Origin of the sequence: Mycolicibacter sinensis, from assembly GCF_001673565.1 — a bacterium.
GTDB classification, from domain to species: domain Bacteria; phylum Actinomycetota; class Actinomycetes; order Mycobacteriales; family Mycobacteriaceae; genus Mycobacterium; species Mycobacterium sinense_C.
This window is the reverse complement of the sequence record NZ_LZMF01000057.1, coordinates 144,205-158,820: the sequence shown is the minus strand read 5'-3', so window position 1 is coordinate 158,820 and position 14,616 is coordinate 144,205. Positions and strand designations below refer to the sequence as shown.

Genomic DNA, 14,616 nt, shown 5'->3' with positions numbered 1-14,616 from the left:
TCCGCGGGCAGCGCCGCTGATCCTGCAAGTCAACTACTTCGGGGTCGTGGAGCTGCTGCAGGCGTGGGTCCGATACCGGCGGCCAGCACCGCGCCGTCCAAGCGGCCCCCGCACGCCGCCAGCACCGCTTCGGCGCCCGCGGCGCGGCCGTCTGACGTCGAGAGATCAGCGACGACGTCGGCGTCGCGCAGGTCGACCCCGATCACGGTGTGACCGGCGGCCCGCAGCTTGTCCGCCGCCTGCTTTCCCATGCCGGATGCCGATCCGGTCACCGCGTACACGCCCATCAGTCGCTGACGACTCCCCGCAGTCCGTCTGCGCCGAACGCCGGCTCCAGCATCGCCGAGAAGTCCGGGCCGCGACGCAGCATCTGCCCGCCGTCGACGTTGATGACCTGGCCGGTGATGTAGCCGGCCGCGTCGCTGAGCAAAAACAGCGCCAGGTTGGCGACGTCTTCGACCTCGCCGGGCCGGGGCAGCGGCGTCGAGACGCGGTAGTCCTCGGAGAGTTCCGGCGAGTCCAGAATGGGGGCGACCAGCTCGGTGCGGGTCAGGCCCGGTCGGATGCTGTTGACCCGCACCCACGACGCACCCAGTTCGTCGGCGGCCAGCTGCATCAGGTGATCCAGCGCCGACTTGGTCGGGCCGTAGGCACCGAACCAGCGGTGGGTGTTGCTGGCCGCGATCGAGGAGATCCCGACGAACGAGCCGCCGCCACCGCGCACCAGCTCCCGGCCGGCGTGCTTGAGCACGTACATTGACCCGTTGATGTTGAGGTCGACGGTGCGCCGCCACGCCTCCGAGTCGATCTGGGTGATCGGCCCGATGGTCTCCGAACCCCCGGCGCAGTGCACCACCCCGTGCAGTCGGCCGTGCCGGCCGGCGGCGGCCTCGACGGCGGCGATCACGCTGTCTTCGTCGGTGATGTCGGCTGCGAAGTGACGGACCCCGATCTCGGCGGCCACCGCCGCCAGCCGCTCGGCGCCTCGGCCGATGATCAGAACATCGGCTCCGGCGGCAGCCAACCCTGCGGCCACCGCCTTGCCGATGCCACTACCGCCGCCGGTGACCAGGTAGCTGCGGTCTTCGAAGGAAAGCTGCACACCGACCCCTCACATCAAAACTGGAACGTGTTCTAGCTATCCAAGCACGCGGCCCACGCGGCCGCTACGGCTGATCGCGGCGAGCCAGATCGGTGGCCTCGGCGGTGCGCCAGTCCGGCACCTCCGGCGGCAGCGCGATCGGGAACTTGTTGTCGTTGTGCGCCGACCAATGCGCGTGGCCGAGCTGGTGAATATGAAAGCCGTGCTTCAGCGCCTCGGTGAAACCCATGGCGTCCGCGGCGGCGTTTACCGAGTCCTTGATCAGCAGCGCGGCCATCGTCGGCAGCTGCGCGATCCGGCGGGCGAACTCCAGCGTGCGCTCCGCCAGGTCGTCAAGCGGGAACACCTTGGAGACCATCCCCAGCCGGTAGGCCTCGTCGGCGTCCAGCGAATCCCCGGTCAGCAGCAGTTCCTTGGCCTTGCGGGGGCCGAATTCCCAGGGATGGGCATAGTATTCGACGCCCGGCATGCCCAGGCGCACCCCGACCACGTCGGAGAACCGGGCGTTGTCGGCCGCGACGATCAGGTCGCACGCCCAGATCAGCATCAACCCCGCGGAGATGGCGTTGCCCTGCACCTGCGCGATGGTGATCTTGCGCAGTTCGCGCCAGCGGCAGGTGTTGGAGAAGTAGTAGTGCCACTCCTGCAGGTAGGTCTTCTCCACGACCGGTTCCCGGGTGCCGCCATGTGCACGAAATGAGGGGTGCTGCCCCGGGCCGGGCCGGCGCTCGGCCACGGCCGCCTCCGAGCCGAGGTCGTGACCGGCCGAGAAGTTCGCACCGCGCGCCGCCAGGATCACCACCCGCACGGTGTCGTCTGCCTCGGCACGCCCGAACGCTTCGTCGAGCTGCACCAGCAGGGTGCGATTCTGCGCGTTGTGGGTCTCGGGCCGGTTCAGCCAGATCCGGGCGATGCGCCCGTCGTCGAGGGTTTCATAGTCGACGAGATCGCTCATGCAGCCTCCACCCTGGTTGTCGTCCGCCCCACAGGCTACGGCGCACTTCGCTAGAGTCGACTTATGCCTGCTAAAACCGAACACGACATCGACGAGGTCGAACCGCTGGCCGACAGCACCGCACGCCAAGCGCGACGAGTGGTGGCCGCCTACGCCGAGGACGCCGACGAGTGCCGGGTGTTCCTGTCCATGCTGGGGATCGGTCCGGCGAATACCGAGAAGCACGGGGCCTAGATGCCGGAGTCGGGTGCCGATTTCGTCGTGGTGGCCAACCGGCTGCCCATCGACATCGAGAAACTGCCCGACGGCACGACCGAATGGAAACGCAGCCCGGGCGGGCTGGTCACGGCGCTGGAGCCGCTGCTGCGTAAGCGTCATGGCGCCTGGGTGGGCTGGCCGGGCAGTCTGGACGTACCTGATGGGCCGATCGACGTCGAAGATCTGCGGCTGCACCCGGTCGCCCTGAGTGCCACCGACATCGCCGACTACTACGAAGGCTTCTCCAACGCCACCCTGTGGCCGCTGTATCACGACGTGATCGTCAAACCGATCTACCACCGGCAGTGGTGGGACCGCTACGTCGACGTCAACCGCCGCTTCGCCGAGGCGACCTCGCGGGCGGCCGCCCAAGGGGCCACGGTGTGGGTCCAGGACTATCAGCTGCAGCTGGTGCCCAAGATGTTGCGGACCCTGCGCCCCGACCTGACGATCGGTTTCTTCCTGCACATCCCGTTCCCGCCGGTGGAGCTGTTCATGCAGCTGCCGTGGCGCAAGGAGATCGTCGACGGCCTGCTCGGCGCCGACCTGGTCGGCTTCCATCTGGCCGGCGGGGCCCAGAACTTCCTGTACTTGGCGCGCAACCTGACCGGCGCGGCCACCTCGCGGGGCGCGGTCGGGGTGCGCAGCCGGTTCGGCGAGGTGAGCCTGGCGGAGCGCACCGTGCGGGTCGGCGCCTTCCCGATCTCGATCGACTCCGGCGAGCTCGACCACAAGGCGCGCGAGCGGGGAATCCGGCGGCGGGCCAAGGAGATCCGGGCCGAATTGGGCCACCCCCGCAAGATCCTGCTCGGGGTGGACCGCCTGGACTACACCAAGGGCATCGACGTCCGGCTCAAGGCGTTCAACGAACTGCTCGCCGAAGGCCGCGCCAAGCGGGACGACACCGTCCTGGTGCAGCTGGCGACACCCAGCCGGGAACGGGTGGAGAGTTATCAGATCCTGCGCGACGACATCGAGCGCCAGGTCGGCCACATCAACGGCGAGTACAGCGAGGTCGGCCACCCGGTGGTGCACTATCTGCACCGGCCGGTCCCCCGCGACGAGCTGATCGCGTTCTTCGTGGCCAGCGACGTCATGCTGGTCACGCCGCTGCGCGACGGGATGAACCTGGTCGCCAAGGAGTACGTGGCCTGCCGCAGCGACTTGGGTGGCGCCCTGGTGCTGAGTGAATTCACCGGTGCCGCAGCGGAATTGCGGCAGGCCTACCTGGTCAACCCGCACGATCTGGAGGGTGTCAAAGACGCCATCGAGGCGGCGGTCAACCAGACCCCCGAGGAGGGCCGCCGGCGGATGCGGACACTGCGCCGCCAGGTGCTGGCCCACGATGTGGACCGCTGGGCGCGATCCTTCCTCGACGCGCTCGCCGAATCGGGATAGCTCAGCTACACAGGTGAATCGGATTGTCCTGGCAGGTCAGCGGGTAGTGGATGACCGGGTTGGGCAGTGGCGAGACGTAGGTCAGGGTGAACGGGTGCTTCTCCAGTCCGGGCTGCCAGCCGCAGACGGCGTTGTGCGACTGGGTGTAGGTGCCGTTGAGCGCGGTGTCGAACTGGTACATCTCTTCGCTGGCGGCGGTGCTGCCGTCCGGGCACTTGGTACCGGCCAGCAGCGGCGTGTGGTAGCTCCATCGACCGTTGGACAGCCGGTAGGAGCCGGCTTGCCCGGGCGGACCGTCGCTTTCCACCTGCAGCCGGCAACCGACCGCATCGTGCAGCGGCACCCGGCCGTCACCCACGGTCGGCACGCACAGCGGGTAGATCTTCCACCTCGCGGTGATGCCGTTGCCGTTGTAGGTGTAGATGCCCTCGAGGGTGCCTTCCGGTGCCGCGTCGTCGTCCGCCCCGGCCTCGACCGCCAGTCCGGTGGCCGCCGTCATCGCGACGCCGAAGGCCACCACGGCGCGAACGAGCTTCTTCACAGCGCACATCCTCTCAGCTAGATCGGCACGATGTTGCTGATCAGCCACTTGCGGTCGATCTTGCGGAACTCGACGCGCAGTCGACTGCCCTCGTAATACTTCTCCTTGGACTTACCCGAGACCGTGCGGTTCACGAAGACCAGCACCGAACCGGTGGTCCGCTTGGCGTCCAGAGCGCCGACGCCCACGACGTCAACCTGGTTCACCAGCTGCTTCTCCCGGGCTTGCGGAATGATGTCGTTGATGGCCCGGGCCTCGAACTCCCGCCGGTAGTCGCTGGTGAACATCGGGTAGGTCTCGGTCAGGCTGCGTTCGACGGTGGTGTACTCGTAGCCGAGCACCTTGGGGATCTCGTCGGTCGTCAGCTTGGTCAACTCGGCGCGGGCCACCTGTTCGCCCCGCGACTCGACCCGGCTCCAGTACAGCGATCCCACGGTGGCGCCCAGGCCCACGAAGATCCCGAGGATCACGGCCAAAGCGGTGAGCCCCAACCAACGACGGGTCATCGGCTGCCGTCCGGCCACTTGAGGTCGTAGGCGGTCATATTGCCGTCGTCATCCTCGTGCACGATGATCCGCAGCGCGTACGGCTGCGACGGCTTGTTGACGCCCTCGACGTCGGTGGCCGTCGCCCGCATGGCCACCAGCACCGAGGCGTTGCCGGCGACCTCGTCGACGTTCTCCAGCGCCGCGGCGTTCACGACGGCCTCGGAGCTGTGCTTGGTCTCGCGCAGCAGCGCCTTGAGGTTCTCGGCGTTGGCGGCCATGGTGTCGCGCAGTGGGCCACTGGTGCCCTCCACGAAGCGGTTCACCTGGTCGTTGATGGTGTCCGGTGTGTAGGTGTACATGTTCAGCACGGTCTGGACCGCGGTGTCGACGAACCGCTGGTCACGGCTGTCGGACGCGGTGGCATTCCCGTGCTGCACCAGCAGCACGGCGACCAGCCCGCCCAGCACAATGCTGGCCGCCAGCACGGCGGCGCCGGCTACCTGGGCGGCCTTGCGTGCATTGGGCCGGCGCCGCGGCGGTGGTCCCGCCGGCCGGACCCTGGGCACGGCGGCTCGGCCGGAAACCGGCACCTGCACCGCGACCGGTTCGGCGGCGTCCCCGGCCGGGCCGGCTGCCCGCGATGCCCGGCGGCGGCCCTTCGCCTCCTCCGGACCGGTCACGTCTGCCTCGGCTCGAGCATCAGGTCAGCCCAGTTCTCGGCGGGCAACCACTTGTCGGCCCCCGAGACGAACACTCCGGTGCCACCCGCCGGGTCGACGAACTTTCCGGTGCGCTGGTCGTAGCTGCTGTAGGCGACCCCGTTGGCCTGCGCCTCGGCCGGCAATGGTCCGGGGGCCGGCCCCGGAGCCGGGTCCCGGTTGTAGGGCGGCAGGCCGCCGTTGCCGCCCGGGTTGGTCGGCAGGTTCTCCTCCGGCGGGGCGTAGTAGGGCCACGGTGCCGGGGCGGGCCCGAGCTCGTTCGGCGGGAACGGCAGCGGGTACGGCGGATTGGGCGCCGGCCCGGGCCCGGCGGGCACACCCGGAGGCAGTGCGGCCACCGGCGGGCCGGGGTCGTAGTCGGCACTCGGCGGGATGTAGGGGAACTTGTTCATCGGGTTGAGCATCCGCGGATCGGTGATCGGGGTGTCGTACGGCACCGGCGGTCCGCGCCACGCGTTGCTGCCGATCGGGACGAAGCCCTTCGGGTCGCGGCAGAGCTGAATGGTCGGCGCCCGCTTACCCGGGTACTCCATGCACGGGTAGTTACGCGCCCCGCGGACCGCGACCGCATCATTCTGGGCCGCTTTGCAGTACAGCCCCTTGGGCAGCTCACGCACCGTCTCATCGGCGGGCGAACGCATCTCGGTGAACGGCAGAAACCCGACCGTGCACGGCGGCGGGTCGTGCAGGTCGATCTTGAAGTCGAGCTTGACGCCCTCCTCCATCGGCACGCCACCGGCCACCGTGAGCAGTGCCGCCATCAGTGCCGGGAACACCACCAGCGCATGTTCGATGGAGTTGCGGTAGATCACCCCGACTCGTCCGAAGTTGGCCATGCTGGCCGCCAGGGTGGGGAACGATGCGCGGATCCCGCCGAACGTGGTGTTGGCCTCGTCGGCGACCGAAGGCAGGACCTGCAGCACCTCCCGCAGCTGCGGGTCGGCCTCGCGCACTTCGGTGGTGACCGCCGCCAGCGACCGGGCCAACTTCTTGATGTCGTCGCCGCTGCGGATCTGGGCGTTCAGGAACGGCTCGAACTGGTCGATCAGCCCCGCCGTCGCGTCGAAGTTGGCGTTGGCCTCGTCGACCAGCTGACGCGACGACGCGATCATCCGGGCCAGTTCCTGCCCCGATCCGTTGAACCCCTCGAACGCATTCCGCAGCAGGTCACGCAGCCGGCTGTTGGCGACGCTGTTGACCAGCGTCTGGGCCTGATCGAGCATTCCGGCGATGTCCTGGCCGATCGCGGTGCGGTGCTGATCAATCCGGGCGCCGTTGTGCAGCGACCCGACGGCCGCAGCATCTGCGGGGGGAACCAAATCGATGTACTGCTCACCGATCGCGGACATGCTCTTGACGGTGGCGGTGACGTTGCCGGGGACCTTGGTGCTGCTGTTGAGCCGCATCAGAGCGTCGATCCCGTGGTCGGTGAGACGGACGTCTTCCACCCGGCCCACCGTGACCCCGCGGTAGGTGACGTTGGCGCTCTTGTAGATTCCGCCCCCACCGATGAAGTCGGCGGTCACCTTGTAGGTGCCGATACCCAGCCGGCTGGGCGCGTGCAGGTACAGGATCGAGATCGCGCCGACCGCGAGCACGGTGACCACGGCGAAGATCCCGAGTTGAATACGAACCAGACGAGTCAGCATCTCAGCTCAATCCCCGTAGTTGGCAGCGGTGCCGGGCGGGATCTTGAACGGGTCGGCGGCCTGTCCGGATAGGTTGGCCATCTGACCGATCAAGAAGTCGGGCGGGTTCAGGACGTCATGCATGTGCGGCATGTTCGGATCGAAGGCGCCGGTGGTGAACACCGACTCGCCGAACCGCCGCAGCGTCAAGTCGAAGGTGACGTAGACGTTGAGGAAGTCGCCGCGCACCGCATTGCGCAGGTACATCGACGGGAACGGGAACGTCGGGATGAATGGGAACGCCGTCACCAGCTCGTTGGCGTTGTCGGCGAACGACTTGACGACGGGGTAGAGGCCCTTGATGTCGGCGGCGAAGTCTTCTTTGGTCTCGGACAGGATCCGTGAGCCGACCGTCGCCAGCCGCTGCAACGCCCCGAATGCGTCGACGATGTTGGCGCGGTTGTCATTGAGCACCGCCAACGCCTCCGGCATGGTGTCCAGCGCGTGCGCCAGGCTGGGGGCGCTGCGGGCCAGGGTCGCCCCGACCCGGTTAAGGCCGTCAGCGGCGGCGATGATGTCGTGGGCCTGGCGGTCCAGCGACGCGGTGAGCTCGGCCAGCCGGGGCAGCAGCCCCGCGAACGTGCCGGCCCGGCCGGCGACCGCCGCGTACGCCTCCTCGGTGATGTCTTGCAGCGCACCGAGATTGCCCTGGTTGACCACCACACCCAGTGACGACAGCACCTCTTCGGTGCTGGGGTAGCGCCCGGTCCGGCTGAGCGGGATCTGGTCGCCGGGGTTAAGCCGGCCGACCGGTGGCTCGTTGCGAGGTTCGGACAGGTCGATGTGCTGGGAGCCCAGCAGCGAGGTCTGGGCTACCTTCGCGACGGCGTTGGCCGGCAGCACGACGTTGCCGTCCAACGACAGCTTGACCGCCGCGTAGAAGCTGCCGTCGGGTTCCTGCACGGCCCGCAGCCCGGAGACGCTGCCCACGGTGACGTCGTCGACCATCACCGGCGAGTTCTGCGGCAACGTGGTCACATCCGGCAGTTGCACCGTGATGCTGTAGGACCCCCGGCCGTGGCCGGCGGTGCCCGGCATGTTCAGCGAGTTCAGCCCGCCGAACTGACATCCGGACAGCACCAGCGCCCCGGCGCCCAGGGCAGCGCCGCGTCGACCGGCCCGCCGAACGGCGCCGGCAAGAGACTTCACGCTCATCCGCCCTCCCGTGGTGCGCCGGCCCCAGGCTGCTGCGGGCCGGTCGGGCCGGGCGCCGTGCCCAGCTGTCCCGGCGCCGGCGGCGGCAGGAACAGCGCGGCGACATCCTCGTTGCTCGGCGGCGTGACGCCCGGCGCCGGCATCCATTTCAGGTAGGGCACCGGAGTCTGCGCCTTGGCCTCGGTGGCCGGGGTGTCGTAGATGATCTGGCCCTTGTAGGCGGTGATCGAGTTGATCGGGTGGAACAGGAACGGCACGAAGTTCATCGACCAGCGGCGCATGACCGGGCCCATCCGCTCCTTGCAGATCTCGGCCCTCTTGAAGTTGTCCGGCACCGAACCGATGTCGAAGACACCGCCGCAGATGAACTGCACCGGGTTGGCGAAGTCCGGCAGCGACAGCAGACCGCTCAAGGTGCCCTGCGCCGGGTTGTAGATGTTGTAGAAGTTGGTCAGACCGTGCGGCGTGATGTGCAGCACCTGCTCGAAGTTCTCGCTCGAATCCGAGAGCACCTTGCTGAAGTCCGACAGCTTGTTGACCTGGGTGATCAACGCGTCGTTGTTGTCGTGGAGGAAGCCGCGCACGTCGCGCAGCGCCTGGTTCAGGGTGCCCAGCGTGACGTCCAGGTCGGCCGAGCTGTCGGCCAGCACCGCCGACACCGCCGCCACATGATCGGTGAACTGCACGAGCTGTTCATTGCTGCCCGACAGCGCGTCGACCAATACCTGCAGGTTCTTGACGGTGCCGAACAGATCGGTGCGCGAGTCGCCAAGCCGGCCGGCGGTCGCCGAGAGCTCGCGCAGTGCGCTGCGGAATGAGTCTCCGTTGCCGTCGAAGGTGTCGGCGGCCTGGTTGACGAACGCGCTCAGCGGCCCGTTGAGCTTGCCCTGCTCGGGGCCCAGTTGCGCACTGAGCTGCGTCAGCTCCCGCTTGACCTCATCCCACTCGACCGGTACCGCGGTGCGGTTCTCGTCGAGCACCGCGCCGTCGGCCAACTTCTCGCCGCCGGTGTAGGCCGGCGCCAGCTGAATGACCCGCGCCGACACGATGTTCGGCGCCATCAGCACCGCGTGCGCGTCGGCCGGCAGCGGCACGTCATTGTTCACCGTCATGGTGATCTTGACGTTCTCGGCGCGAGGTTCGATGGACTCGACCCGCCCCACCGGCACCCCGACCACCCGGACGTCGTCACCCGGGTACAGGCCCACCGCCGAGGCGAAATAGCCGGTGATCCGGTAGCCGCGCTGTGCGGGCAGCACCACGTACACGCCGGCGACCAGAAGTGCGACGAGCACCCCGGCGAGAACAATGCGTGAGAGTCGTTGCGTCATGGCGATTTTGGCTTAATCCAGGTGCGGTCGGTGATCATTCCACGCAGGTAGTCGGCCAGGCTGTCCGGGATTTTGCCGGGCTGGAAGTAGATGTCGAGCAGCACCTCTGACAAGGTGGGCGGCGGCAACCCATACAGGTTGATCTGGAAGCCCGGGCCCGAGGACACCACCTCGCCGAGCGTGGTGGCGTATCCGGGCAACCGGTCCAGCGCTCCGGCGATCCGGTCCTTGCGCTCGATCAGGTTGTCCAGCACCAGGTTGAGCTTCTCGAGGGTCGGACCGATCTGTTGCTGATTGTCGGCGACGACACCGGAAAGCTGTTGCGACACATCGTCGATGCCGCCGATCAAGGCGCCGAGGGCCTGCCGGCGCTCGTCCAGCGCGGCGAAGAGCTGGTTCCCGTCGAGCACCAGGCGGTTGACCTGGCCGGCGCGCTGGTTGAGCACCCCGGTGACCGACTTGGCGTGGGTCAGCAACTGGCCCAGCGCTTCGTCACGGCGGTTGATGCTGCGGGACAGCGCGGCCACCCCGTCCAGCGCCCCGCGCAAATGCGGGGTCGCCTCGCGCATCGAGTCGGTGAGCACACCGAGCGCCTCTTCGAATCGCGGCTTGTCCAGGTCGCGGACATTGCCCCCGAGATCTTGCAGCGCGTTGTTGAGCGTGTACGGCGCCCGGGTCCGTTCCAACGGGATCGTCGTGACCGAGCCGGCGCCCCCGGGTGTGATCGACAGTGCCTTCTCGCCCAGCACGGTGTCGGTGCGGATCGCGGCCAGCGATTGGTCGCCTACCCGAACCTTGCGGTCGACGGTGAAACTCACCTTGGCGCTGGCCCCGTCCAGCGCCACCTTGGACACCTTGCCGACCCGGATCCCGGACACCGTCACGTCGTTGCCGGGAATGATCCCCCCGGCATCGGCGAAGTAGCCCTGGTAGGTCTTGCCCTGCGGATAGAACGGCAGGCTGGAGTAGCCGAACGACACCAAGACCAGGCATGCGATCAGCGCGATGCCCAATGTGCCCGTGCGAACCGGGTTTACGCCGTCAATTCTTGACAGGAGAGCACCTCCCCTTGGTGGTGTCGGCCTGGCCACCCATCGGCAGGATGATGTCGCTGCCGGCCGGCCCGTTGAACTTCATGGAGACTGTGCAGTAGTTGATGTTGAAGAACGAGCCGTAGGCGCCGAGCGCGTTGAGCCGCAGGTAGTTCTCCTCCAGCGGGTCGATCACCGCGTTGAGCTCGTCCTTGCGTCTGTCCAGCACGGTGGCAAACGGTCGGACGTTCTCGATCACCCCTTGCAGCGGCCGACGAGTGCGGCGCAGGGTGTCGGTGAGGTCGTTCTCGACCGAGGCCAGCGGGCCGATCGCGCCGGCGATCGCGTCCTTGCCCTCGGCCAGACCACTGATGAGCTGCTGCAGCCGGTCGACCGTGGCGTCGAACTGCTCGCTCTTGTCGTCGACGGTCGTCAGCACCGTGTTGAGGTTGTTGATGACGTCGCCGATCAGCTGATCACGGGAAGCCAGCGTGGTGGTGAACGAGCTGGTGCTGGCCAGCATCTGTGTCAGCGCGCCACCCTGGCCCTGCAGCAACTCGATGATTGCGTTGCTGATCTCGTTGATTTTGTTGCCGTCCAGGCCTTTGAACACCGGGCGCAGCCCGCCCAGCAGCGCATCCAGATCCAGTGCCGGTTGGGTGTGATCCCGGTTGATGGTGCTCCCGGGCGGCAGCTTGCGCAGGTCGCCCGCGCCCGAGGCGATCTCCAGATACCGGTCGCCGACCAGGTTCTCGTACCGGATCAGTGCGCGGGTCGAGTCGTAGATCTGGTAGCGCTTATCGACGTCGAAGGTGACGCTGACGCTGTTGTCCCGGGTCAGCTCGACGCGTTTCACCGTGCCCACCGGGATGCCGGCGATCCGCACGTCCTCGCCGCCTTTGAGCCGGGACGCGCTGGCGAAATCGGCGTGATAGGTGTGGTTGGACGCGAACCGGAATTCGCCGAACACCACTACCAGCCCGGCCGAGACCAGCAGCATCGCCGCGGTGAAGATGGCAACCCTGATCAGCGTGCTTCGATGACTCATCAGTACTCATCCCGTTCCGCGTAGGCGCCGTTGAAGAGGAACTGCGCGGTAGAGGGGGCGTCGAACTGTACTTCGGTGTTCGGCTGGAACGGGATGTAGGCGTTGTCGGTCACCAGGAACGGCGACCGGAACCAGGATCCGCCGAACTGCTTGCTGGGGATGTCCGGCAGACCGCGACAGTTCGGGCCACCGCTCGCGTTGGCCACCGGCAGGCTCTCCGGATAGGTGTAGGCCGGCGCGCCCGGCAGGAAGTTGGAGTGCACGTACAGCGCCGGCTTGGTGCCGCCCAGCGACGGGCCGAACCTCTCCAGCGACTGCTTGATTCCCTTGAACAGGCAGCCGAACTCCGGCGAGTACTCGCCCAGCAGGGTAGCCATGGCGCGGAACCGCTGGATGCCGGCGATGAAGTCGTCGGCGGCCGGCGCGAAGGTGTCGTAGCCGTTGTTGGCCAGCCCGGTGGTCGCCAGCAGCGCCTTGTTCAGGTTGTCGCGCTGGTCGACCAGCGTCTTGCTGATGGTCGGGACGTTGTCGAAGGTTGCCGCCAGGTCCGGTGCCGCGTCCCCGTAGATGTTGCCCACAATCCCGGTCTTGGCAAAGCCCGTCTGCAGCTGCGGCAGTTTGGGATTGAACTTCTCCAGGTAGCCGTTCAGTCCGGACAGCAACCCGCCCAGGTTGTCGCCGTTGCCCCGCAGTCCTTCGCCCAGCGCGCTGATCGTCCCGTTGAGCTGTACCGGGTCGATCTTGTCGAGCACGTCGGTGAGCTTCTCGAACAGCGTGTTGACTTCCAGCTGCACGTCGGAGGCCTGCACGTTCGTGCCGCTGCGCAACGCGTTGCCGGACGGCACCGGCGGCGGGATGAACTCCACCGACTTGGCCCCGAAGACGGTGTTACTGGCGATGTGCACCGCGGCGTTCGAGGGGATGTAAGACATCGCCGAGCTGTCCATGGCCAGGATGAGCTTGGCCTGGTTGCCCTGGTACTTGATCGCCGTGACCTTGCCGACCTGGATGCCGCGGTACTTGACCTTGGCGTCCCGCTCCATCACCAGGCCGGCACGCGGCGAAGTGACGGTGACCTTGTCGGTGGGGGTGAACACCGAGGTATAGGACAGGTAGGTGAACACCGTGGCGGCAAGCAGGATGGCACCCAGGACTGCCGCAGCAATCCGCACATGGGTACGACTCGATCCCCTGTTCACCTGATTCCCTTGCTATCCCGAGAGGTTGAAATTACCGGACCCGCCGTAGACGGCAAGTGAAACGAACAAGGTGATGACGACCACCACGACCAGCGACGTCCGCACCGCCTGACCCACCGCGATGCCCACGCCGACCGGGCCGCCGGCCGCGTTGAAGCCGTAGTTGGTGTGCACCAGCATCACCGCGATCGACATGATGATGGCCTGGAGAAAGGACCACAGCAAGTCGGTCGGAATCAGGAAGGTGTCGAAGTAGTGGTCGTAGAGACCGGGCGACTGGGAGTTGATGAACACCGTGGTGGAGCGGGCGGCGAAGAACGCCGCCAGCACCGACAGGGAGTACAGCGGGATGATCGCGATCAGGCCGGCCACCAACCGGGTGGACACCAGATATGACACCGCATGCACCGCCATCGATTCGACGGCGTCGATCTCCTCGGCGACTCGCATGGCGCCGAGCTGCGCGGTGGTGCCGGCCCCGATGGTGGCGGCCAAGGCGATCCCGGCGACCACCGGCGCCACGATCCGCACGTTGAGGAACGCCGACAGGAAGCCGGTCAACGCCTCAATGCCGATGTTGCCCAGCGAGGAGAAGCCCTGCACCGCGATCACGCCGCCGGAGGCCAGGGTCAAGAAGGTGGCCACCCCGACGGTGCCGCCGATGATCGCCAGCGCGCCGGTGCCCATAGTGATCTCGGCGATCAGCCGGACCGTTTCCTTGCGGTACTTGGTCAGCGCGTTCGGGACGTAGCGGATCGACTCGGCGTAAAACAGTGCCTGCTCGCCGAAGTTGTCGACGGCCTTGGGTGCCCAGCGGAACATCCGCTTGAACCGGAGCGTGGCGTCGTAACTCATTTGACCAATACCCGGACGCTGATCGCGGTCATGACGACGTTGATGACGAACAGGCAGATGAAGGCGTAGACGACGGTCTCGTTCACCGCGTTGCCGACGCCCTGCGGACCGCCTTTGGCGGTCAGTCCGCGATAACACCCGATCAATCCGGCCGCCGTACCGAACAGCAGCGCCTTGATCTCGGCCATCACCAGCTCCCCGAGCCCGGTCAGCACGGTGAGCCCGTTGATGAACGCGCCCGGGTTGACGCCCTGCAGGAAGACAGAGAAGACGTAGCCACCGATCAGGCCGATCGCGCAGACGAGCCCGTTGAGCAGCAGCGCGACGAACGTCGATGCCAGCGCGCGGGGCACCACCAGCCGCTGGATCGGATCGATGCCCAGCACCCGCATCGCGTCGATCTCTTCGCGGATCGTTCGGGCGCCCAGGTCGGCGCAGATGGCGGTGGCACCGGCGCCGGCCACCACCAGCACGGTGACCACGGGGCCCAGCTGGGTGATGGTGCCGAACGCGGTCCCGGCGCCGGACAGGTCGGCGGCGCCGATCTCGCGCAGCAGGATGTTGAGGGTGAACGCCACCAGCACGGTGAACGGGATGGCGACCAGCAGGGTCGGCACCAGCGAAACGCGGGCGATCATCCAGGTCTGGTCGAGGAATTCGCGGTACTGGAACGGCCGGCGGAACATGGCCCGGAATGTGTCTATCGACATCTCGACGAATCCGCCCACGGCCCGGGCCGGAACCGTGAGCTGTTCGATCAAGGCTCGTCCTTCCCTCGAGTCGGGGCGTCCCGGGGCTGCCGGTGGTCGCAAAACTGTATCCGGACACGGCGTGTAACCGGCGTTGTT

15 protein-coding genes and 1 pseudogene are annotated in these 14,616 nt (G+C 67.4%); 2 read left to right on the top strand and 14 right to left on the bottom strand.

Annotation, left to right across the window (positions count from 1 at the left end):
• Positions 1 to 59: 59 nt before the first annotated feature.
• The 3 genes and pseudogenes from A5648_RS09425 to A5648_RS09415 form a co-directional block, all read right to left on the bottom strand.
• Positions 60 to 287 (bottom strand): annotated as a pseudogene (locus tag A5648_RS09425) (SDR family oxidoreductase); the annotation flags it as partial.
• Positions 287 to 1,102, bottom strand: a complete 816-nt coding sequence (locus A5648_RS09420) for an SDR family oxidoreductase (protein WP_065024274.1) — start codon at positions 1,100 to 1,102, stop codon at positions 287 to 289. The pseudogene A5648_RS09425 and the gene A5648_RS09420, both read right to left, overlap by 1 nt.
• Positions 1,103 to 1,166: 64 nt before the next feature.
• Entirely contained in the window at positions 1,167 to 2,057 is an 891-nt protein-coding gene (locus A5648_RS09415) for an enoyl-CoA hydratase (protein ID WP_065024273.1), read from the bottom strand.
• 63 nt (positions 2,058 to 2,120) lie between these two features.
• Between A5648_RS09415 and A5648_RS23330 the strand changes: the two genes are divergently transcribed.
• Together A5648_RS23330 and A5648_RS09410 are read left to right on the top strand one after the other, a co-directional pair.
• Positions 2,121 to 2,291, top strand: coding sequence for a hypothetical protein (locus A5648_RS23330; protein WP_109470736.1), 171 nt, complete (start codon positions 2,121 to 2,123; stop codon positions 2,289 to 2,291).
• Positions 2,292 to 3,713 carry an alpha,alpha-trehalose-phosphate synthase (UDP-forming) gene (locus A5648_RS09410; RefSeq protein WP_065024272.1) on the top strand — a complete coding sequence of 474 codons (1,422 nt, stop codon included), beginning with the start codon at positions 2,292 to 2,294 and terminating at the stop codon, positions 3,711 to 3,713.
• Between the two features lies 1 nt (position 3,714).
• Here the strand turns inward: A5648_RS09410 and A5648_RS09405 are convergent, their stop codons facing one another.
• From A5648_RS09405 to A5648_RS09355, 11 genes are read right to left on the bottom strand one after another with little or no spacing between them, the layout of a single operon-like run.
• Positions 3,715 to 4,254 (bottom strand): hypothetical protein, encoded by a 540-nt coding sequence (locus tag A5648_RS09405; RefSeq protein ID WP_082966400.1) that lies wholly within the window; start codon positions 4,252 to 4,254, stop codon positions 3,715 to 3,717.
• 17 nt (positions 4,255 to 4,271) lie between these two features.
• Positions 4,272 to 4,760, bottom strand: a complete 489-nt coding sequence (locus A5648_RS09400; RefSeq protein ID WP_065024293.1) for a mammalian cell entry protein — start codon at positions 4,758 to 4,760, stop codon at positions 4,272 to 4,274.
• The gene (locus A5648_RS09395) at positions 4,757 to 5,422 is read right to left on the bottom strand and encodes a mammalian cell entry protein (RefSeq protein ID WP_065024270.1); all 666 of its coding nucleotides are present in this window, start codon (positions 5,420 to 5,422) and stop codon (positions 4,757 to 4,759) included. Before A5648_RS09395 ends, A5648_RS09400 begins: the two co-directional genes overlap by 4 nt.
• Positions 5,419 to 7,110, bottom strand: a complete 1,692-nt coding sequence (locus tag A5648_RS09390) for an MCE family protein (protein WP_065024269.1) — start codon at positions 7,108 to 7,110, stop codon at positions 5,419 to 5,421. Before A5648_RS09390 ends, A5648_RS09395 begins: the two co-directional genes overlap by 4 nt.
• 6 nt (positions 7,111 to 7,116) lie before the next feature.
• Positions 7,117 to 8,304: an MCE family protein gene (locus A5648_RS09385; protein WP_065024268.1), complete on the bottom strand. Its 1,188-nt coding sequence runs from the start codon at positions 8,302 to 8,304 to the stop codon at positions 7,117 to 7,119.
• Positions 8,301 to 9,635, bottom strand: coding sequence for an MCE family protein (locus A5648_RS09380; RefSeq protein WP_065024267.1), 1,335 nt, complete (start codon positions 9,633 to 9,635; stop codon positions 8,301 to 8,303). The genes A5648_RS09385 and A5648_RS09380 overlap by 4 nt, the downstream gene beginning before the upstream one ends.
• Entirely contained in the window at positions 9,632 to 10,690 is a 1,059-nt protein-coding gene (locus tag A5648_RS09375) for an MCE family protein (protein WP_065024292.1), read from the bottom strand. Before A5648_RS09375 ends, A5648_RS09380 begins: the two co-directional genes overlap by 4 nt.
• Positions 10,677 to 11,714 carry an MCE family protein gene (locus tag A5648_RS09370; RefSeq protein WP_065024266.1) on the bottom strand — a complete coding sequence of 346 codons (1,038 nt, stop codon included), beginning with the start codon at positions 11,712 to 11,714 and terminating at the stop codon, positions 10,677 to 10,679. The genes A5648_RS09375 and A5648_RS09370 overlap by 14 nt, the downstream gene beginning before the upstream one ends.
• Positions 11,714 to 12,886, bottom strand: coding sequence for an MCE family protein (locus A5648_RS09365; protein ID WP_065024265.1), 1,173 nt, complete (start codon positions 12,884 to 12,886; stop codon positions 11,714 to 11,716). Before A5648_RS09365 ends, A5648_RS09370 begins: the two co-directional genes overlap by 1 nt.
• Positions 12,887 to 12,925: 39 nt before the next feature.
• The gene (locus A5648_RS09360) at positions 12,926 to 13,768 is read right to left on the bottom strand and encodes an MlaE family ABC transporter permease (RefSeq protein ID WP_065024264.1); all 843 of its coding nucleotides are present in this window, start codon (positions 13,766 to 13,768) and stop codon (positions 12,926 to 12,928) included.
• Entirely contained in the window at positions 13,765 to 14,529 is a 765-nt protein-coding gene (locus A5648_RS09355; protein WP_065024263.1) for an MlaE family ABC transporter permease, read from the bottom strand. Before A5648_RS09355 ends, A5648_RS09360 begins: the two co-directional genes overlap by 4 nt.
• Positions 14,530 to 14,616 lie beyond the last annotated feature (87 nt).

What these genes read in the sequence shown, in the direction of transcription:
- A5648_RS09410 (WP_065024272.1), top strand. Translation starts at nt 2,292, where the DNA reads ATGCCGGAGTCGGGTGCCGATTTCGTCGTGGTGGCCAACCGGCTGCCC.
- A5648_RS23330 (WP_109470736.1), top strand. Translation starts at nt 2,121, where the DNA reads ATGCCTGCTAAAACCGAACACGACATCGACGAGGTCGAACCGCTGGCC.
- A5648_RS09385 (WP_065024268.1), bottom strand. Translation starts at nt 8,304, where the DNA reads ATGAGCGTGAAGTCTCTTGCCGGCGCCGTTCGGCGGGCCGGTCGACGC.
- A5648_RS09390 (WP_065024269.1), bottom strand. Translation starts at nt 7,110, where the DNA reads ATGCTGACTCGTCTGGTTCGTATTCAACTCGGGATCTTCGCCGTGGTC.
- A5648_RS09370 (WP_065024266.1), bottom strand. Translation starts at nt 11,714, where the DNA reads ATGAGTCATCGAAGCACGCTGATCAGGGTTGCCATCTTCACCGCGGCG.
- A5648_RS09380 (WP_065024267.1), bottom strand. Translation starts at nt 9,635, where the DNA reads ATGACGCAACGACTCTCACGCATTGTTCTCGCCGGGGTGCTCGTCGCA.
- A5648_RS09415 (WP_065024273.1), bottom strand. Translation starts at nt 2,057, where the DNA reads ATGAGCGATCTCGTCGACTATGAAACCCTCGACGACGGGCGCATCGCC.
- A5648_RS09400 (WP_065024293.1), bottom strand. Translation starts at nt 4,760, where the DNA reads ATGACCCGTCGTTGGTTGGGGCTCACCGCTTTGGCCGTGATCCTCGGG.
- A5648_RS09360 (WP_065024264.1), bottom strand. Translation starts at nt 13,768, where the DNA reads ATGAGTTACGACGCCACGCTCCGGTTCAAGCGGATGTTCCGCTGGGCA.